Below are 20,459 nucleotides of genomic sequence, written 5' to 3' on the forward strand. Positions count from 1 at the left end.
CGGCATGAATGGAAGACCTGGCATTGACGCGCAAGCGATCTCTATCGCTAACGGCTCCGTAACGCTTGCAAGCGGCCTTGAGCTTGCCTATTACGATTCGAAGGAAACGAACGGGGAGGCGCCCGCGCTGGTGCTTCTGCACGGCTATTGCGGCAGCTCCTCTTACTGGGAGCAAGTCGCCGGGGAGCTCTCGCGAGTCGCGAGAGTCATCGCTCCGGATGCGCGAGGGCACGGCCTAAGCGCCGCTCCGGCGGACGAGATCTATGCCATGGAAGCTTTCGCCGGAGATGTCGAAGAGCTGCTGAGCCGGCTTGGCATCGATAAGGCCGTCATGCTTGGCCATTCGCTTGGCGGATATATTACGCTCGCCTATGCCGAACGGTACGGCAGCAGGCTCGCCGCGTTAGGCCTGATCCATTCTACGCCGCTGCCGGATAGCGACGCCGCTAAGGCGAATCGGGACAAAGCCGTTCGCGCCATCGAGCAGGAAGGCGTTGACGCGTTCGTCGAAGGGCTGATTCCGAAGCTGTTCGCCGCTGACCGGATCGGAGAGCTCGAAGCCAAGGTTGCGCGGGGCAAGGAGATCGGTCGAGCAACCTCGCAGCACGGTGCCGCGGCAACGGCAAGGGGAATGAAGGAGCGGCCGGATCGCAGCGGAGTGATACGCGACGCGGTTCTGCCCGTCCTGATCGTTGCGGGCGCGAAGGACGGCGTCATACCGCCGGCTAGCGCGTTCGCTGCGGCGGGTAGCCGGACGACGACTGTGTTGCTGGAGCAAGCCGGGCACATGAGCATGATGGAGTGCCCGGACGAGTTGGTCGCCGCGATAATCGGTTTTGCGGGAATCGTGAACGGCAGGGAGTAAACGGAATAGGCTAGCTTTCGTGGGATAGCCGGGAATGGCACAGGAAGAGGTTGTCCGGGGAGGAATTCGTTTGTTTCAACGGGATTATTTCATGCGCATGATCGCGCAGATGACCGAAGCGATCGGGCAGATTATGAATCTGAGGCGGGAGCGGAAGCAGGAAGAGGCTTTGCTCGTCATCGACGAGCTGTTGGACAAGCAGTTCCGGCTTAGCAGCAAGCTGATCCGGTCGCTCTCGGACGACGATCTGATGAAGGTTATGTCCACGAACGGTCACCCGGACACGGACCAACTGCAAGCGATCGCGTTATTGCTGAAGCAGGAAGGGCTTCTTAATGCCGAACTCGGAAGGGAAGCGGAGAGCTTTGCCGGCTACGTGAAGTCGCTTAAGTTGTTCCTTCGGCTTTCCATTCTCGGAGCGGAGCCGACGCTCGTAGAGCCGGAGGGCGAGATTCGCGATTTGCTGGATACGCTCCGTCCTTACGAGCTGCCGGTTCCCGTCAAGAGGCTGTTAATGGCCTGGCATGAAGCCGAAGGCAGGTATGCCGGCGTGGAGGATGTTATGTACGAATTGATCGAGGATATGGCGATGCCGGCCGGCGAAGCGGCCGAAATCTACGAACGGCTGCTGAAGCTGGAGGATGTGGAGCTTGAGGCAGGCGGGCTGCCGAGGGAAGAGATCTTGCAAGGTTTAGCGGGGCTGTCCGTAGAGAAATGCGAGGAGTGAACGGGGTAAATGACGCAACTAGAAGAGTGGCAGCGAGAGATTAGGGCATGGGTCGGAAGCAAGCAGATGCTTCACGCCACCCTCAGCCAGCCTAGGCGAAAGGACGGGGATACCGCACCGAAGACGGTCATCCGTCCGATTCAGATGAAGGACGGGATTTATTATCAATTCGAATCGCATTACGCGAACAAGGCGCTCCATAGGAACGTGAAGGAGCAAGAAGCGGCGGAAGAGCTGATTGCTCTCTTGGCAGGCGAATATCGCCAGGCGCTGGTGAAAACGCCTGATTCCGATGTCCAGCTGTTATTCAGCAAGAAGGGGAAAGCCGCGATCCGCAAGCTGCCGCCATCAACGAAGAACGGCACGGCCGTCTTGCAGCATAACCGCCAGAAGCGGCGCGTTCTCGAAGAAGGCACGCCGGTGCCGTTCCTGGTAGAACTGGGCATCATGACCCCGGAAGGCCGAGTCCACGCGAAAAAGCAGGACAAATTCCGCCAGATCAATCGGTTCTTGGAAATGGTGTCCGACGTGCTGGACGATCTACCGTCGGGCAGAGAAATCCGCATCGTCGATTTCGGCTGCGGCAAGTCCTACCTGACCTTCGCGTTGTACCATCTGCTGGCGGTAGAGCTTGACCGCCCGATATCCGTCATCGGTCTCGATCTGAAGGCGGATGTCATCGCTTTCTGCTCCGAGCTGGCCGCGAAGCTGGGGTACGATCGCCTGCAGTTCCTTGTCGGCGATATCGCGGAATACGAGGGTGTCGCATCGGCGGATATGGTCGTGACGCTTCATGCTTGCGACACGGCGACCGACGCGGCGCTTGCCAAGGCCGTTGGCTGGGGAGCCTCCGTCATTATGTCGGTTCCTTGCTGCCAGCACGAGCTGTTCAAGCAAGTCGACAACGAGGTGCTTGCTCCTATTTTGTCTCAAGGCCTGCTCAAAGAACGGTTCGCTGCTTTGGCCACGGACGCGGTCAGGGGGCAGCTGCTGGAAGTGCTCGGATACAAGGTGCAGATGCTCGAATTCGTGGATCCCGAGCACACGCCAAAGAACCTGCTCATTAGAGCTGTAGCCTCAGGGAAGAAGGAACTATCCCAGCGCAAATGGGAGCAGTACGAGGCATTCAAGTCCTTCCTTAGCCTCTCTCCGGCGCTCGAGCGAATGATTCCGAATGCCTGGCCGGCGACTGAGCGAGAATAGCTTCTATTCTATGAAATAGGCAATTGTCGATAGGAATAACATTTGCTACAATGGAAATAGATGGCTACCAAACGGATGGGTGAACCTTATTGGATTGGATGATCTGGCTCGATTTTAGCATGTTTCTAATGCTTGCAGTTCTGTTCCTCTACGTGTTTTCTTCAAGCACTGTCACGGTTCTGCACCGCATCTATCTCCTGCTTCACGTCGTATTTATTATGTGGCCGCTATTCCAGTTCGCATCGCAGACGACATCCGAGACCTCCTATAGGCTCCTTTACCTATCTGCATCTTATCTAGGACTATCGTTGCTCGGCATCGGCTGGTTCGTGTTCATTCTATTTTTGACGGGCCAGTCCTACGTCATCCGGAAGAGCAGGTTATTCGTCCTGTCGATACCGGCCCTTATTTCCGTCACGGTCGTATGCTGGAATCCGAACGGCATGTTCTTGACCATTAACGACAAGCTGGAGCCGCTCAAGCAGCTGCAGCATGGCCCTTTGTTTTGGATCATGATCGGACAGCTGCTTCTTTATCTGTCCGTGTCGCTCGTTATCCTGATCTACAAGATGAGAAGAAAGGATGAATCCGCGCGTCAGCGGAAGATGGTCCGCACGGCTCTGATCGGGTTATTCATGCTTGCGTTTTTTGCCTTCGCGGATTTGTTCGTCAATATTTATTTCATCGCGCATTTCGCGAGGTACATACCGCTTATCTCGGTCGGGCTTGCCTCGACGGCAACGTATATCGTGAACGCGATCAGCCGCAACCGGGTGTTCGACATCATCCAGATCGTTCAGCGGGACGTCGTGAATACGATGTCCACGGGTATTCTCGTGATGGACGAAAACGATATTATTCTTGAAGTGAACAAAGTGATGAAGCCAATCCTGCGTCTCCGGATCGGCGATTTCTTCCAGCCTGCCGCCCTGGCGGCACAATTCAAGGACGACACGGCCAAGCAATTGCTCGCGTTATTCGAAGCCCAGCGATCCCGCCCGATGGAGCGGCTGGAAGTCGAGCTGAACATGGAGATTAATCCTATCCGCCATGCGGTCGTGCAGTCGGCTCCCATCCTCGACGGGAAGAAACGAATCATCGGCCGCGTGTTGACGTTCCAGGACGTGACGGAGCTTCGGATGCTTGTAGAGGAGACGAATACGCAGAACGAGCTGCTGCAGCAACGCAACAGCGAGCTGCTGCTCATGCAGGACGAGCTCTACCAAGCGAACAAGAAGCTGGAGCATATGGCCATTACCGATGGGCTGACGGGCTGTTATAACCGCAGGTACCTGCTTCAGCAATTGGAAGCCGAGATCGTTGCGAACATCCGCTACGGCATCCCGTTTTCGTTGTTTATTTTCGATCTCGACCATTTTAAGACCATTAACGACCGGTTCGGCCATCTAACCGGCGATGAAGTGCTTTGCAGTACGGTGGATGCCGTTCGGAGCGTCTTGCGATTAACGGATGTGCTCTCCAGGTTCGGCGGGGAAGAGTTTACTGTCTATCTGCCCCACACTAACAAGGAGCAGGCGGAGCTGATCGCCGAGCAGGTGAAGATGACCGTCGAACAGAATAAAGTGCCGTCCGGCGTGGGAGAGGGGACAATCTCCGTCACGATCAGCATGGGGGTCATATCGATCGACCGTTTCGATATTTCGAATCTGAACGATCCCAAGTCGTACTTGCGCGAGTTGATGGCTCAAGCCGATGCCGCGCTTTACGAAGCCAAGTACAACGGGCGCAACCGGATCGTGAAGAGCAAGCTTGCGTAGGTGAGCAAGGTGCCGCGGTGCGGCCCAAGGATGTAGCAGGGAAAGCCTGCTCCGTCCTTTTTTTTCACTTTTGCTTGTTCAGAATTTTTTCAGACGTCTCTGCATGTCCTTGGCGGCGGCGGAAACGGCTTACATAGTCAGATACATTTTTGTCTGCTAATATAGGAATATCCGACTACGGTATAGCGATGTTCGATTGAAGGCGGGAAGTAACAAATGAGAAAAGTGCAGCTAGCTTTGGCTAAGCCCGGCGACCGGGTGGCAAGAGCCATCTTCCAGGAAAACGGCAACGTTCTGCTCGGAGCCGGCGTTGAATTGAACGAACGGTACATCGACCGGTTGCGCAATCTCGGAATCGATTTTCTTTATATTGAAGACGGTATGTCCCTCGATATCGAACCGGAAGACACGATTCGGGACGAGACGCGAAAGCAAGCCGTCAATATGATTTACAAGACGATGCATTCCTTCAAGGACGAAGGCGTGACGAAGGGCAGGACGATCGCACCCGACATGGGGCGGAATTTCCGCGCGATCTTCGGCAGCATCATGCAGGATTTGGCTACGCGGCCGAACCTGCTAGTGAATTTGACGAATATCCACTCCATGGACGCCTATTTGTTTCAGCATTCATTCAACGTAGCGGTGTTGTCCGGCATCATGGGCATCGCCAAGGGCTTTAACCGGATCCAGCTGGAGGAACTCGGAATCGGCGCTTTGCTGTTCGACATCGGAATGACCAAACTGCCTAACGAGCTGCTGAACAAATCCGGGCGTTACACGAAGGAAGAACAAGAGTTGATGCATACGCATCCGAAGCTTGGTTTCGACATCCTGAGGAAATATCATGACATCTCTATCGTCTCCGCGCATTGCGCCCTGCAGCATCATGAACGGTTCAACGGCTCCGGTTATCCGCGCGGCTTGAAGAAGGACGAAATTCATATGTACGCCCAGATCGTCGGCTTGGCGGACACTTACGATGCTTTGGTATCTCCACGTCCGCATCGCAAACGCTACACGACGAGCGAAGCGATAGAGTTTCTGTTCGCCTCGGGCGGCACGTTCTTTGACCTGGATCTCATCAAGCTGTTCTGCAGCCATATCTCCGTATATCCGGTAGCCACGACGCTGCAGCTTAATACGGGTCAGGTCGTCGTCGTTACCCATAACAGCCAGCTTGCGGTTCATCGACCAAGGGTGCGCGTCATTAAAGAGGCTGACGGAGAGCCGCCAAAGTCGCCCTACGAGATCGAGTTAAAGGATCAGCTCCATCTGACGATCGTCAAAGAGCTTTAATCCTCATTGCGCCTCGCGGCGCCATCCAATCAAACCTTCCTCTTCTTCCGGCATTGCGGGAGTCGGAGAAGGTTTGTTTTTGCTTCGGTTAACTTTGAATCTAGCGATGTTTAGGGTAAAATGGGGAGATATAGGTGTAGAAGGAGATTTCCGCTTTGGATGAATTCGCAAGCATATCGCATTGGACATCGCACCGGCAATCGGCGGATTGGCAGCGGCAACGAGGCGTCGCGCTTGGCATAGGCGACGACGCGGCCGCCGTCGATCTTGCGGCCGCGCTCGACGGGATCGACGGCGGCAAGCGTCTGCTGCTGGCGGTCGACACGATGGTGGAGACCGTCCACTTCAGCGATGCGACGATGAGGGACGAAGATGTCGGCTATAAGGCTCTCGCCGCCAACATCAGCGATATCGCCGCGATGGGCGGCGTGCCGTTGCATGCGCTCGTCTCGGTCAGCGTGCCGAAGTCGTACGGACCGGAGCGGATGCGAAGGATCTACGACGGGCTGTACGAGTGCGCCGAGCGCTACGGGGTTGCAGTAATCGGCGGCGATACGACGTCGTCGCCGGAGCGCCTTGTCGTGTCCGTCACGCTGACGGGAACCGTCGAAGCGGGACGCGAGCTGCGGCGATCCGGCGCGAAGCCCGGGGAAGCCGTGTTCTTGACCGGCGCCGTCGGGCTGTCGGCGGCCGGGCTGCACCTGCTGCTGGCCGAGGCTGGCGGGAAGGCGGCGCACGAGGCGGAGCGCCGTTATCGCGAGGCGCTGGTCGCGGCGCATCGCCGCCCCGCACCTTCCGTGCAGGCAGGCAGGCTGCTGCTAACGGGCGGCTGCAGCAGTCTCAACGACGTGAGCGACGGCCTTGCCAGCGAAGCATGGGAGCTCGCGGAAGCGTCGAGGCTCCGGCTCGTGCTTCGCGAGCGGCTGCTGCCGAAGAGCGGGAGCATGAGCGATTATGCCCGCGACGCCGGCATCGATCCGCTGGAGTGGATGCTCTACGGGGGCGAGGATTACGTCCTGCTCGGAACGATCGACGCCGGGAAGGCGGAAGCTGCGAGGCAAGCGTTCCGCGAGGAGGGACTGCCGTTTTTCGTTATCGGCGAGACGGAGGAAGGACCGCCTGGCGTCGAGCTCGCGCGAGAGTGGAATTCCGGAGCGGGAGAGAATAGGACAAGCATCGCGAAGCGGGGATATAATCATTTTGGTGAATGAACGGGTGGATGGAATGGAACCTAGCAAAGTGAAAGCCGAATGGGTTGCAAGCAGCTTGAAGGATACGGAGGCGCTCGCGGACAGGCTGGCGGGCTTGGCGGGACCGGGCACGGTTATCGCGCTGGATGGCGATCTTGGCGCGGGCAAAACGGCCTTCTCCCAAGCATTCGCCGCGGCGATCGGCGTGCGTGGCGTCGTAAACAGTCCGACCTTCACGATTATCAAGGAATACGAAGGGGAAGCGCTGCCCTTTTATCATATGGATGTATACCGGTTGTCGATGGAAGAAGCCGACGAGCTCGGGCTGGACGAATATTTCTACGGCTCCGGCGTAACGATCGTGGAATGGGCCAGCTTAATCGAAGAGTTGCTGCCGCCCAAGCATCTTGCCGTATTTATCGAGCATCTTGGCGGAGAAGCAAGGCGATTCCGGCTGAGCGGCTCGGGGGAGCCGTACGCGGCATGGATAGAGAATGGATTCAGATAGGGGCGTCTAGGAATGAACACGGCAACATGGGGGGAGAGCGGCCCGGTAATCGCTCTGGATACGTCGACTGCGGCGATGGCAGCCGCCGTCCTGCGCGGCGGAGTGACATTAAGCGAGGTTCAATCGCTTGCGGAGCGGAACCATTCCGTACACGTCATCTCGCATGTGAAGGCAATGATGTCGGAAGCGGGCGTCGCTCCGGATGAGCTTGCCGCCATCATCGTCGGGAACGGACCCGGATCGTACACGGGCATGCGGATTGCCGTTACGGCCGCGAAGACGCTCGCTTGGTGCTGGCGCAAGCCGCTCGTCGGCGTCTCCAGCTTGGAGGCGATCGGCTTCGGAGCTTGGCATCGAGGCGCCGAACGGGTGCTAATGGCCGGAGAAGAAGCTTTTGCAAGACAGGAATGGGGACGGGAACGGGAGCATTGGGTGCTACCGATCATGGACGCGCGCCGCGGGCAGGTGTATAGCGCGGGTTTCGTTTGCCGTGCCGATGGCGCGGCGTTGGAGGACTGGACTCGGTTCGCGGAAGACGGCGTGCGCTTAATGGATCAATGGGTGGAATCCATCGCGGAGCGGATCGGGGCGGAAGCCGGACGTCTCGGCGGAGCGGCGCCCGTCATCTGGCTAGTCGGCGACTTGTCTTTGCATGAGCAATCCGCCGAGCGGCTGGCTGCTCTCGGAGGGTCGCTTGGCGCGGATGTCCGTCTCATGCCATACGTCATGGAGGGCAGGTTCCTCGCGGAGCTCGGCCTGAAGCGGCTCTCTGCAGGCGAATCGGATGACGTCCATACGTTCATCCCGAACTACACGCAATTGACGGAGGCGGAAGTAAAGCTGAAGGCGAAGCAGGCAGGTGAGACATAAGGATGGCCGTGAACAAAGATATGCTGGCGTACCGGGCGATGGCCGAGTCTGACATCCCCGCGATTCTGGCCATCGAGCAGGAAGCTTTCAGCAGCCCGTGGACGGAAGAAGCTTTCGTGAACGAGTTGAAGAACAACATGTTTGCCAGATACGTCGTCATGGAATACGGCGGCGAGCTGATCGGTTACGGCGGCATGTGGATAATTATGGACGAAGCGCATGTGACGAACATCGCCATACGGTCCGATGTAAGAGGGATCGGCCTTGGGAATAGGCTGCTGGGACAGCTTCAGCGGACCGCGGTGTTCTACGGCGCGGCGCGCATGACCTTGGAGGTGCGCGTCTCCAACGAACATGCCCAGCGGCTCTACCGAAAGCACGGCTTCCAGCCATCCGGGGTACGGCCGCGTTATTACTCGGATAATGACGAAGATGCGCTTATTATGTGGGCGGAGCTGGATGCCGATCGGCTTAGAACGGGAGGGGAACGAACCTGAGCACATCAAGCGGATTTGGAGAATCGTTGATTCTCGCAGTGGAAACAAGCTGTGACGAGACTTCCGTTGCGGTCGTCAAGGGCGGCAAACAAATATTGTCCAACGTGGTCAGCAGCCAGATTGACGTTCACGAACGGTTCGGCGGCGTCGTGCCGGAGATCGCTTCGCGCAAACACGTCGAGACAATTACGCTGATCATGGAACAGGCGGTACGGGATTCCGGGTACGAGCTAAAGGACATGTCCGCGATCGCGGTGACGCAAGGACCGGGCTTGGTCGGCGCATTGCTGGTCGGCATCGTAGCGGCGAAGAGCCTGTCGTTGGCGCTGGACGTCCCGCTCATCGGCACGCATCATATCGCCGGCCATATCTATGCGAACGAGCTTGTCCACGATCTCGAATACCCGTGCTTGGCGCTCGTCGTGTCCGGCGGGCATACCGAGCTCGTTCTGCTGGAGCGAGAAGGCAGCTTCCGCGTCATCGGCAGAACGAGGGACGACGCGGTAGGCGAAGCGTACGACAAGGTGGCCCGGGCGCTCAAGCTGCCTTACCCGGGCGGCCCGCATATCGACCGACTGGCGGCCGAGGCAGCGACGGCGACCGTTCTGCCCCGCGCATGGCTGGAAGCGGACAGCTACGACTTCAGCTTCAGCGGGCTGAAGTCGGCCGTACTGGCCGTTATTAACCAGACCCGCATGAAAGGATTGGAGCTGGACGAAGCGGCGCTCGCGCGCGGATTCCAGGAATCGGTCATCGACGTGCTCGTGACGAAGTCGCTGCGCGCCGCCAAGGCGCATGGCGTCAAGCAGCTTCTGTTATGCGGCGGCGTAGCGGCGAACAGCGGCTTGCGCGCGGCGCTCGAGGCTCGCTGCGAGGAAGAAGCACTGCCGCTTCTCATCCCGCCGGGCAAGCTCTGCACGGACAATGCCGCCATGATCGGAGCTGCCGCGCATTTGAAGCTAAAGCGGGAGTGTTATTCCGACCTGGAGCTGAAAGCCGATCCCGGCTTGTCGCTGGAGGAATGGTCGGTGGACGAGCCTTTGGAACAATTCCCCAAACAATGAATTGACAGATAATTTCGGATCGCTTATAATAAGCACCAATACTTCAAACCGCATAATCGCAAACGCAATGAACAGGAACAGTAAAGGGACTCCGGGTCGCCTCAAGACGTAATAAGCTTGAGTGCTCAGAGAGCTGCGGGCAGGTGCAACGCAGCCGAAGGATCGCTTGAAGCTCGCCTGGGAGCGGAGCCTTGGAAGTTTGTCACGGCGAACGACGAGTCGATACGATTTGGGCCGGACAGATTACTTGGCTACGGCTGACCTCCGTAACGGGGTACATAATCGCAGCATCCGGAGCTGCAATTATGATTAAGGTGGGCATTCCGTCGTTCGTATCGGCGTAGGGTGTCAACAAGGGTGGTACCGCGCGGGTCATTATAGCCTGTCGTCTCTTGCATAGAGGCGACAGGCTTTTTATTATTCCGAGATCGGATAAGTTTGACACCTTGTCCGTACTTGGAATTCACCGCGAAACGGCGGCTCTTGCCTCCGATGGACGGCGACGGCCGTTACATCATGAAATATAAGAAAGTATAAGTTTTCTCTATACTGAGCTTCTATTTCTCGGAATGAAACGCGCTGCGCCGCCAAGGGACTGCGCTAGCCGTTTCACCTTGGTTGAATTGGTTTGAAGAGGAACATAATCGCATAGTCACAAACGCTGGGAACAGGAGCAAGTAGAGCAAAGGCTGGCAAACAAACGCCATGAGAAGGTTTCATGACGCGACCAAGAGAGCTGCGGGAAGGTGCGACGCAGTCGAAGCCGTTGATCGAATCTCGCCTGTGAGCGGAACGCGGGAACATGGAACGATATAGAGGGCAGGCAGGCCGGCTGGCTAAAGTCGACGGTCATTACTAGCATCAGGCCGCTCAAATCGCTCGGAAGTACTGCGTTACGGTTTAGCCTCCGTCAACGGGCCTTAAGCGGGCATGCGCCGAATTCATTCGGCTGCGGCCAATTGGAGTGGTACCACGGCATAAGCGTAAGCTTGTCGTCTCTTAATCAGAGACGGCAAGCTTTTTTTGTTGCTTTTCGGTGATGATGCAAGCGGAAGAATCCCAAACGACGATACTTAGGAGGAACCTAAAATGGAAAACAATAAAAAAATTCAAATTTTCGATACGACTTTGAGAGACGGCGAACAATCGCCGGGCGCTTCGATCGCGCCTGAGCGAAAAATCATCATCGCGCGCCAGCTTGCCAAGCTTGGCATCGACGTGATCGAACCCGGCTTCGCGGTGTCCAGCGCGGGCGAATTCGCTGCCGTGCAGCAAATTTCCCGCGAGCTGCAGCAAGTGGAGATCGCCGGCTTCGCCAGGGCGGTCAAAGGAGATATCGACGCGGCGGTGCGGGCGACGGCAGACGCGGCCCGCCGCAGGCTGCATCTCTTCATATCCTCGTCGGATATTCATCTGAGCCACCAACTGCGCAAGTCGCGCGAAGAAGTGATCCGCATCGCCCGCGACATGGTTGCTTACGGCAAGCAGTTCGTCGACGAAATCGAGTTTTCCGCGATGGATTCGACGAGATCGGGACGCGACTTCGTCATACAGCTGGTCGAAGCGGTGATCGAGGAAGGGGCTACGATCATCAATCTGCCGGATACGCTTGGTTACGCGATGCCGGACGAGATGATCGAATTGTTCAGAGCTGTGCGCAAGGAAGCAAGAGGCGGCGAATCGGTGCGGTACAGCGCGCATTGCCATAACGACCTGGGCATGGCGGTTGCGAACAGCCTTGCCGCGATCCAAGGCGGCGCGACTCAGATCGAGGTGACGGTGAACGGCATCGGCGAGAGAGCCGGCAATTGCTCGCTGGAGGAGCTGGTTATGGCCATCGAGACACGCCGCGATCACCTGAAGGCGGAGACGAATATCCGGATCGGCGAAATTTATGAAACTTCGCGGATCGTCAGCCGGACGATGAACTTCCCGATCGCGTACAACAAGCCGATCGTCGGCCGGAACGCGTTTCAGCACGAGTCGGGCATCCACCAAGATGGATTGCTCAAAAATCGGAACACCTACGAGATCATGGACCCCGAGGCGATGGGCATCTCCCGGAGCATGATCGTGCTCGGCAAACATTCGGGCAGCCACGCGATCAAACACCGTCTCTCGGATTTCGGAATCGAGCCTAACGATGAGCAGTTCAAGGCCATCTATACGCGATTCAAAGAGGTAGCGGACGGACAGAAGATCGTCACCGACAACGAGCTGATCCGCATCGCGGGAGATATGACGAAGACGCAGCCGGATCCTTACGTCCTGGTCGATCTGCTGGTGCATGCGGGAATGCAGCGGGCAAGAACGGCAACGGTAACCGTGCGCGAGAACGGGCAAGGTTCGGAGAAAAGTTATATGGCCATGGGCGCCGGTCCCTTGGAGGCGGTTATCTTGGCGATCCAGCAAGCGATTCCGGCGGCGGCCGAATTCGAAGATTTGGAGCTGCATTCCTTATCGACCGGGGAAGACGCTTTCGGCGAAGCGGCGGTCAGCGTAGTTTATAACGGAGAAAGGTTCCGGGGCAGCTCTGTTCACAAGGATATCATTCTGGCGGCGGCGCAAGCATACGTTTCTGCATGCAATCAAGCATTGATGAGCGCGAATGCCGTTCGGAAGCCGGACCAACGACAGCAAACGGCAAACTAGACGCATATCGATTCTTCATTTTGAGTAAAAAGAACGCGATGTGAACAATTTTATCCACATCCACGCACAATAATGTGGATAAACATGTAAAGAGGGCGTAAACCTTGGGTTTGCGCCCTCTCTGCGTTGTGGGGCAAACGGGGATATCTTTTTCACAATTGATCTGTGGATAATGTGCATAACGTGGATAGTGCGGACAGGATCCGAGCTTTCATCGGGTATTAATCCCTAAACCCCTAGGAATTGCGGAGGACTGCGCGAAAAATGTCGACAGAATTAACTAACAATTTATTCACGGTTGTGGATAAAACTGTGAGTAAGTTCATGACGATGGCGGATAACGTCCGGGCGCAATCCGATTTGCGTTAAATACTAATCATTTTTTCGGTGAAATGACCCGTCCAATGCGCTATCTTAGCATTAACGTCATATATGCGGAGGTAACCCGAATGGATAAGGGAGCCGTAATCCAGGTGAATCAAGTCAGCAAGTACTTCGGCGCTAATCATGCGATTAAGCAAGTATCCTTTCAGGTGGGGCAAGGCGAGTTGTTCGGAATTATTGGAAAAAGCGGATCGGGCAAGACGACATTGCTTGAGCTCCTTTCGGGGCAGCGGATGCCGGACGGAGGTTCCGTTAACGTACTTGGCTTCGATATGCTGTCTGAGGCCGAGAAGCTGAAGGAGCATGTCAACTTTTTTATGCAAACGACTACATTGGTGGACAAGATGACGGTCCGTGAAGCATTGGAGATGTTCCAGGGCTTTTACAAGAGGAAGGTCGACATCGACGTTATCCTGAAGCAGTTCGGCCTTACGACGTATGCCGATAAGATCGTCAAGCATCTATCGGGCGGCTTAAGACAGCGAACAACGTTAGCCATCGCGGTTATCAACGATCCGGCCATCGTCTATCTGGATGAACCGACGACAGGGCTGGACAGCCAGGCGAAGCGGGAATATTGGTCGATCCTTGCCGCGCTTCGGCTGCAGGGCAAGACGATCGTCATCATTTCGCATGATATGACGGAAATCCAATATTGCTGCGACCGGGTTGGCGTGATGAAGGATGGCAATCTTGTCGTATGCAACAGTCCAATGACGCTGATCGATGAGCTTCCGCACGGCGGGCTTACGATGGAGGCCGTGTACATGGAGTACGCGGTTGGCAGCAGGGGGGGCGTTGAAGTTTAAACCGATTGATCAAGGCAAGCGCGTACAAGATCCGTCCAGCGAGCGCAAGAGTCTGGTGGAGATGAGGATGGAGATGATCGCACTTCTCTTATCACGAAGAAGCGAGGGGGGAACTGATAACAAGAAGAAGGCGGATGCCACATTGACGCAATCGTAGTATACTAGTGATGGCACTGTCTTCAACATCGGGGGAATACATATGGGCGCGGCGAATATGCAGGACTGGGACAACCTGAACGAACGAATAGCGGAAGAGATGAAAGCGCTGGTGCGTCACCGGTTTCAATCGAACCGGCTGTGCGGCCTTGCGCTTCGTTTCGTGGAGGACAAGCTTGGCGAGCGAATGATCTTCGGGGCGCTCACGTTTGTCCATTTTCACATGTGCGGCGGGGATTCGGGCCATCCTTATCAAGCTGCTGCCGGCATGGAACTGATTATTTTGGCATCCGATATCCTGGATGATCTGGAAGACCAGGATGCGCCGTCCAAACCTTGGATGAACGTCCCCCTGCCCGAGGCGCTGCATGCCGCGACTTCGTTGCTGACGCTTGCGCAGCAAGCGCTGCTGGAATGCGTGACGGATATGAGGCAGAGAGGCGAGTTGGCCACCATGATGAACAACCAGCTTCTGATGTCGGCCGATGGCCAAATGATGGATATCGCTGGCGAAGCGAAGGACGAGGCTGCCTACTTGGAGATGGTTAGCCGGAAATCCGCTTCGTTATTTGTTTTGGCTTGCAACGCGGGGGTCATGGCCGCCGGCCGCGAGTGGAGGGAAGACGTGGCGGCTTACGCCGAAGCGCTCGGGCTCGCCTCCCAGATGAAGAACGATATCCGGGATTTGGTTCGCTGGGATGACAAAAGCGATTTCTTGCAGCGAAAACCGAGTTTGGCCCTTCTCTATTTGTTGGAAGGCGCGGCGGAATCGGATGCCTGGATCGTCGATTTTTACGAAGGCCGTTTAGGAATGGAAGACGTTCGGGAGAGGCAGGCGTTGTTCCGCGAAGCGCTGGAACGCACGGGCGCGCTGTTATACGGAACGGTCATGGGCCGTATGCACTACAATCGATTTCTCGATCTGCTGGCCGCCATGCCAGTCGAAGAAAGCTGGAAGGACCTGCTTTTGCGAATGTTAAACGGAGAATCTCCGTCCGATCGGGAGCGGGAAAGGGACGCAACCACGCAAGAGCTGCTTCGGTAAATACCAATCAATTTTGCGTTTGCCTACTATTCGATGTTTGATATAGTATAAATGTACTATATTTCGACTTTATTAATAGGAGAAGCGGAGGAGTTCGGGATGTTGAAAGAAATGATTCGTCAATTGGCAAGCAGCGCGGAGAACATGAAGATGGTTATGGGTGGACAAGTTCAATTGGCAGGCGTTTCGATGGAGGAACAGAGAGCTCTGCTTGGCGAATTGAAAGAAAAGGACAGCCAAACCAGCTATTACGGATACGGCTGGAACTAGATTAAACGCATGAACGGATCGAAAGGAAGAGGCCTGCATGAAATCCACTCCTATTAAACGGCTGACGGCATTCCTCTTCCTATGCCTTTTCGCATCGCTAATCGTATACTTGACCGCCGTCATTATTCGCGTTCCTTCGATCGGGGCTTACGTCGTCCCCCAGAATAATGCCGGTTTTTTTGTCGTTTCCACGGCTCCCGCGGGTCAGGCCAAGATGAAAGGCTTGCAGGTCGGAGACCAGATCGTCGAGATTAACGGCAAGCCCGCCGGACAATTTCCCAACCTTTCGAAATACGACTCGATAGAAGAAGCGGATGATATTCTCGTCATGAGGCGGGGCGGATCCACGGAGCTGATTACGTTCGCCAAAGCTTGGTCCGGCGAACATACGGCGATTGAATTGCTTCTGCAGCTATACGTTCCGGGGATTTCGTTGTTTGTCTTTTCCGCGTTCTCCGCGTTTCTCTACGTAAAACGCAAGAACGATCCCGCTGCGATTATGCTGATCCTGTTCTTCACGTCCATAGGAATCAGCTACTACAGCTCGGCGGCGTCCATTCTGAGGGATCCGGTGGGATTGTCCATCATCTATGTTGTTTTGCCTACCATTTCATTATTGTATATGAGCTTCATGAATATTTATCTCAAGAGATTCGACGCCAGCTTCATCAGCAAACGCACGCTTGGCGTGCTATTCGGGATCGTAGGCGTCGTTAGCGCGAGCAGCCTAATCTATATTTGGACGGATTTGTTCAGTAGCGAAACGTTCGTCTATATCAGATTCGCCTACAGCGCGATCGTCTTAATAGGCAATTTGGTCTGCGCGTTTAAGCTGGTCCTAAAGTTTACGAAGCATAGGTTCACCAAGTTGCATTCGCTCTTTACGATCACGTTGACCTCCCATCTCGTGGCGTTCACGCCATTCGCGACATTGAATTTGCTGCCGCAGCTGTTCGGGAACGATCAGGTGCTCCCTCCGGCGTTCACGGCTTTGTTCCTGTTTATTTTGCCGGTCGTCTATTTCTACCTGTCGACTTCCAATCAACTGTTCGACATTGATTTTATATTGACGCGCTTCAAATATTATACGGCCCTGTCGCTGATCCCCTCATTGTTGTTGGCCGGGGCGGTCACGCTGGCGAAGCAGGATCGCGACGGCGGGATATGGTCCGAATTCATCGGATCGTTCGCGGTCATATACGTAGGCATGACGTTATTTTTGTACGCCAAGGAGCAGATCGACCAGCGCTTCCGGCCGCGCTTGTTCAAGGCGATGTACAGCTATCAGGACAGCTTGGATCGTTTCTCGCGCAACGTAGCCCGGGTCATGAAACAAGCGGATCTGGAATCCGTGCTGAAGAGCGAAATCAACGATCTGCTGCCCGTTGGCCGAATCACCTTCCTCATCGTGGATCAAGCGGAGCAGGCGGTGTTCCCGATGAGCGACCAGCATGAAGAGAGGGTCACGGCGGATTTCCTGCTCGGCATCGTCAACACGTTTAAGCTCGGGGATCTCATCGACCTTCCGTTCGGCTTGGGACTCGTCATCGGCAAACAACGTTCGCGGTATCATGTGCTGTGGATCGGGCAGAAAACGAACCATACGCGTTTTAACTCCGACGAAATCCGGTGGCTGAAAACGATGGCGAACTATTCAAGCATCGTATTCGAGAACTTGTATTTAATCGAAGGATTGATCGAAGATTTGGAATCCGAGGTGCGCAAGGAACAAACGACGTCGCCATGGGTGCTTAGGATGTTGTTCCTCCTGTCGGAAAACGAGCGGCGGAAGCTTGCGGCGGATCTCCACGATTCGGCGCTGCAAGACCAGCTTCTCTGGTATCGCAAGCTGGAGAGCGTCATCATGGATCATCCCATTTCGGACAAGCTCGGAAGCGAGCTGGAGGATATCAAGGAAGGACTGCTCGACGTCATTCACCAAATCAGGGAAACCTGCAATGAACTACGGCCGCCTCTCTTGAAGGAAATGGGCGTCGTCGAAGCGGTGGAATCGATTATCGAACATACACAGATGCGCGTGAACTTCGAGGTGAAATTCCGGTCGAAGCCGATTAAGGATCCGTTGAATGAAGAACAAATTACGGCCATCTACCGAATCGTGCAGGAACTGCTGCGTAACGCGGACAAACACGCGGGAGCCAAGGGCGTAACGCTGGAGCTCGAGCTGCGCAAAGGCATGCTTTACTTCCGCTATCAGGACGACGGCATCGGCATGGACGTGAACAACATGGTCGAATCGTTCGAGCATATGGGATTGTCGGGCATTAAGGAACGCGTAGCGAGTCTGGAGGGCGAAATTTCGTTCTATTCGGAACGCGGCAAGGGCCTCGAGGTCACGATTCTTATGCCGATCATGATGAGCGGCGGAAGAACCGAAAGGGGGGTAACGGGTGATTCATATCTTATTAGTTGACGATCATCCGTCGGTCGGCGAAGGAACCAAAACGATGATCGAGCAGGACAGCGAGATGAAAGTGACCGTTGCCCACTCGGCGCTTGAGGCGCTGAACAAGGTGCAGATGGGCGCGGAGCCATTCGATTTGATCCTGTGCGATCTGAATATGCCGGGCATCAGCGGTCTCGAATTAACGAAGAGACTGCTCCAGCTCGACCCGGAACGCAAAATCATTATTTACTCCGGCTACGAAATCGGGTCACACTTCAATCTGCTTGTCGAATCCGGCGTGTCGGGATTTATATCGAAAACCGCATCTCGCGATCAGCTCCATCATTCCATTCGTTGCGCGATGCGCGGAGAAGCGGTTATTCCGATCATGCTGCTCAAGCAGCTTCGCCGGAACGAGGTGACCGTCTCCCGATCGGAGTTATCTATTGAGGACGTGTCGATCAACGAGAAAGAAATGGCGATTCTGTCCGAGGTGGCCGCGGGCGTCAGCAACAAGGAACTGGCAGCCAACCTGCATGTTAGCCAGCGCAACGTGGAATATCAACTAACGCGAATTTTCGAGAAGCTGAACGTCAGATCGCGTTCCGAGGCAATACGGGAAGCGAAGCGGCTAGGATTAATCAGCATGGAAATGTACTAATAGATAACGCCGTCCTCTAGCGGAAAAAGGAATTAGAGAAACAGGGCTGCCGTTCCGTTGATGGATCATCATCGGAACGGCAGCCCCGTGTACTTGCGGCTACATTAGCTGCTCCCATTGCTCATAGGCTTCGGATAAGGTTTGTTTTCGTTCATCGATGTTGGACTGGATATCTTGAATTCGAACGTAGTCGTTAAAGATGGTAGGATCGGTCAATTGCTCCTCGAGTTCGGCGATTTGACCCTCCAGCTCGGCAATCTGGGCTTCCAGCTGCTCCAGCTTACGTTGTTTGCTGCGCTCCTCGCGTTTGGCTTGTTTCTCGGCTTCGTAGAAGCTTGCTACAGGGGCTTCCGATGTCGCACTGGATTTGCGTTGCGTCGCTGCTTGCAGCGCGAGCGACTCTTGCTTCGCTTCTTCGAATTCGCGTTTCTTCTCCAGCATGTCGTCATAATTTCCTAGGAAATGTCGGATGCCGTCAGGCTGAAGCTCGACGATTCGCTCCGCCATTTTGTTCAAGAAATAACGGTCGTGGGAGATAAACAATAACGTCCCTTCGTAATCCATCAGCGCTGCTTCAAGCACTTCTTTGCTGAACAAGTCCAAATGGTTCGTCGGTTCGTCGAGAATCAGGAGATTGGCTTGCGCCAGCATCAGCTTCGCTAAGGATACTCTCGCCTTCTCGCCGCCGCTCAGGGAAGAAATCCGCTTCAGCACGTCTTCGCCGCTGAACAGGAAGTTGCCGAGCACCGTTCGTATTCTGGCTTCCTCCATATGGGCGTATTCGCTCCAAACTTCTTCGAGCACCGTGTTTTGCCCGTTCAATCGTGTATGCTCTTGATCGTAGTACCCAATTTTGACATGCGTGCCGAATTGTATGGTGCCGGTTGCGGGTTCAAGCTGTCCCATGAGCGCCTTCAGCAGCGTCGACTTCCCGATCCCGTTCGGTCCGATGAGCGCTACCGTCTCGCCGCGCGTCAGCCCAAAGCTGATGTTGCGGAATAAAGGGCTAGGTTTGCCGGTGAACGTGATCGACAGATTGTCCACATTCAGCACGTCTTTCCCCGACATCCGTTCGATCTCGAACGTAAAGTGGGCTTTCTTCAAATCCCCGAGCGGCTTGTCGAGCCGTTCCATCTTATCGAGCGCCTTGCGGCGGCTTTGCGCGCGTTTGGTCGTCGAAGCGCGGACGATGTTGCGCTGAATGAACTGCTCCATCTTTTCGATTTCGTGCTGCTGCTTCTCGTAATGTTTTAAGTCCGTTTCGTATTCGGCGGCTTTGAGCTCCAGATATCGCGAGTAGTTGCCCGTATAGCGGGTTGCGACATGCCGCTCGATCTCGACGATCGTATTCGCGAGCGCATCCAGGAAGTACCGGTCATGGGATACGACGACGATCGCGCCCGCGTAACCGCGCAGGTACGATTCCAGCCAAGTTAACGTCTCGATGTCCAAGTAGTTGGTCGGCTCGTCGAGCATAAGCAGGTCAGGCGCTTGCAGCAGAATGCGGGCCAAAGCGAGGCGCGTTTTCTGCCCGCCGCTCAAGGTCGAGATGACCGTCTCCAGGTCGAAGTGGCCGAAGCCCATGCCATGAAGTACGCTGTTGATGCGCGTATTGATTTCGAAGCCGCCTTGCTCCCGGAACCAATCGGATTGCCGGGAATAACGCTCAAGCGTCTCCTCATATCGTTTCTGGTCGTCATGAAGCCTCGGATCGGCGATTCGTTGTTCAAGCTGGCGAAGCTCCTCCTCGGCCTCGATCAAATGGGCGAAGACGGCCCGCATCTCCTCGATGATCGAACGATCCGATTGTAAGCCGCTGTTCTGAGCGAGATACCCCAGCTTCGTTTCTTTGGCTTTATGAATGTCTCCGGCGTCCGCGGACATTTCGCCGGCTATGATTTTGAGCAAGGTGGATTTGCCCGCGCCGTTTACGCCTACGAGGCCGATCCGGTCGCGTTCCTGCACCTGCATGGAAATATTGGATAATACGGCGGTGACTCCGTAATGTTTGGATATATTAGACACTTGCAAAAGCATTTCTGACCCTCCACTCCAATAGTCGCAGCGGATCGCT

18 protein-coding genes are annotated in these 20,459 nt (G+C 55.6%); 17 read left to right on the top strand and 1 reads right to left on the bottom strand.

The window, feature by feature from the left end; all coding sequences use genetic code 11:
* Nucleotides 1–4 precede the first annotated feature (4 nt).
* The 17 genes from RB620_RS11615 (at nucleotide 5) to RB620_RS11695 (ending at nucleotide 18,385) form a co-directional block, all read left to right on the top strand.
* Nucleotides 5–865, top strand: a complete 861-nt coding sequence (locus RB620_RS11615) for an alpha/beta fold hydrolase (protein ID WP_308094474.1) — start codon at nucleotides 5–7, stop codon at nucleotides 863–865.
* A 70-nt stretch (nucleotides 866–935) separates the two neighbouring features.
* A complete protein-coding gene (locus tag RB620_RS11620) occupies nucleotides 936–1,592 on the top strand; it encodes a DUF6483 family protein (protein ID WP_308094475.1) in 657 nt (218 codons plus the stop codon).
* A 9-nt stretch (nucleotides 1,593–1,601) separates the two neighbouring features.
* On the top strand, nucleotides 1,602–2,795 hold the full coding sequence (locus RB620_RS11625) for a class I SAM-dependent methyltransferase (protein WP_308094477.1): 1,194 nt from the start codon (nucleotides 1,602–1,604) through the stop codon (nucleotides 2,793–2,795).
* A 98-nt stretch (nucleotides 2,796–2,893) separates the two neighbouring features.
* Complete coding sequence (locus tag RB620_RS11630) at nucleotides 2,894–4,573, top strand: histidine kinase N-terminal 7TM domain-containing diguanylate cyclase (RefSeq protein ID WP_308094521.1); 1,680 nt, start codon at nucleotides 2,894–2,896, stop codon at nucleotides 4,571–4,573.
* A gap of 216 nt (nucleotides 4,574–4,789) precedes the next feature.
* Entirely contained in the window at nucleotides 4,790–5,872 is a 1,083-nt protein-coding gene (locus RB620_RS11635; protein ID WP_308094478.1) for an HD-GYP domain-containing protein, read from the top strand.
* A 155-nt stretch (nucleotides 5,873–6,027) separates the two neighbouring features.
* A complete protein-coding gene (gene thiL / locus RB620_RS11640; protein WP_308094480.1) occupies nucleotides 6,028–7,083 on the top strand; it encodes a thiamine-phosphate kinase in 1,056 nt (351 codons plus the stop codon).
* A 13-nt stretch (nucleotides 7,084–7,096) separates the two neighbouring features.
* Nucleotides 7,097–7,570: a tRNA (adenosine(37)-N6)-threonylcarbamoyltransferase complex ATPase subunit type 1 TsaE gene (gene tsaE, locus RB620_RS11645; protein WP_308094481.1), complete on the top strand. Its 474-nt coding sequence runs from the start codon at nucleotides 7,097–7,099 to the stop codon at nucleotides 7,568–7,570.
* Between the two features lie 12 nt (nucleotides 7,571–7,582).
* On the top strand, nucleotides 7,583–8,440 hold the full coding sequence (gene tsaB / locus RB620_RS11650) for a tRNA (adenosine(37)-N6)-threonylcarbamoyltransferase complex dimerization subunit type 1 TsaB (RefSeq protein WP_308094483.1): 858 nt from the start codon (nucleotides 7,583–7,585) through the stop codon (nucleotides 8,438–8,440).
* 2 nt (nucleotides 8,441–8,442) lie between these two features.
* Nucleotides 8,443–8,937: a ribosomal protein S18-alanine N-acetyltransferase gene (rimI, locus tag RB620_RS11655; protein ID WP_308094485.1), complete on the top strand. Its 495-nt coding sequence runs from the start codon at nucleotides 8,443–8,445 to the stop codon at nucleotides 8,935–8,937.
* Between the two features lie 26 nt (nucleotides 8,938–8,963).
* Nucleotides 8,964–10,001, top strand: a complete 1,038-nt coding sequence (gene tsaD / locus RB620_RS11660; RefSeq protein ID WP_308094486.1) for a tRNA (adenosine(37)-N6)-threonylcarbamoyltransferase complex transferase subunit TsaD — start codon at nucleotides 8,964–8,966, stop codon at nucleotides 9,999–10,001.
* Between the two features lie 1,089 nt (nucleotides 10,002–11,090).
* Complete coding sequence (locus RB620_RS11665) at nucleotides 11,091–12,653, top strand: 2-isopropylmalate synthase (protein ID WP_308094488.1); 1,563 nt, start codon at nucleotides 11,091–11,093, stop codon at nucleotides 12,651–12,653.
* Between the two features lie 449 nt (nucleotides 12,654–13,102).
* Nucleotides 13,103–13,846, top strand: a complete 744-nt coding sequence (locus RB620_RS11670; RefSeq protein WP_308094490.1) for an ABC transporter ATP-binding protein — start codon at nucleotides 13,103–13,105, stop codon at nucleotides 13,844–13,846.
* Nucleotides 13,836–14,003, top strand: coding sequence for a hypothetical protein (locus RB620_RS11675; RefSeq protein WP_308094492.1), 168 nt, complete (start codon nucleotides 13,836–13,838; stop codon nucleotides 14,001–14,003). The genes RB620_RS11670 and RB620_RS11675 overlap by 11 nt, the downstream gene beginning before the upstream one ends.
* A gap of 42 nt (nucleotides 14,004–14,045) precedes the next feature.
* A complete protein-coding gene (locus RB620_RS11680; RefSeq protein ID WP_308094493.1) occupies nucleotides 14,046–15,047 on the top strand; it encodes a polyprenyl synthetase family protein in 1,002 nt (333 codons plus the stop codon).
* A gap of 99 nt (nucleotides 15,048–15,146) precedes the next feature.
* Nucleotides 15,147–15,317: a competence pheromone ComX gene (gene comX / locus RB620_RS11685; RefSeq protein WP_308094495.1), complete on the top strand. Its 171-nt coding sequence runs from the start codon at nucleotides 15,147–15,149 to the stop codon at nucleotides 15,315–15,317.
* A gap of 37 nt (nucleotides 15,318–15,354) precedes the next feature.
* On the top strand, nucleotides 15,355–17,751 hold the full coding sequence (locus RB620_RS11690; RefSeq protein WP_308094497.1) for an ATP-binding protein: 2,397 nt from the start codon (nucleotides 15,355–15,357) through the stop codon (nucleotides 17,749–17,751).
* Nucleotides 17,729–18,385, top strand: a complete 657-nt coding sequence (locus RB620_RS11695) for a response regulator transcription factor (protein WP_308094499.1) — start codon at nucleotides 17,729–17,731, stop codon at nucleotides 18,383–18,385. The genes RB620_RS11690 and RB620_RS11695 overlap by 23 nt, the downstream gene beginning before the upstream one ends.
* Before the next feature lie 99 nt (nucleotides 18,386–18,484).
* On the opposite strand, the gene RB620_RS11700 is transcribed toward RB620_RS11695, so the two are convergent.
* Complete coding sequence (locus RB620_RS11700) at nucleotides 18,485–20,422, bottom strand: ABC-F family ATP-binding cassette domain-containing protein (RefSeq protein ID WP_308094501.1); 1,938 nt, start codon at nucleotides 20,420–20,422, stop codon at nucleotides 18,485–18,487.
* Nucleotides 20,423–20,459 lie beyond the last annotated feature (37 nt).

It is taken from the genome of Paenibacillus sp. LHD-117 (assembly GCF_030929555.1).
Lineage (GTDB): Bacteria > Bacillota > Bacilli > Paenibacillales > Paenibacillaceae > Pristimantibacillus.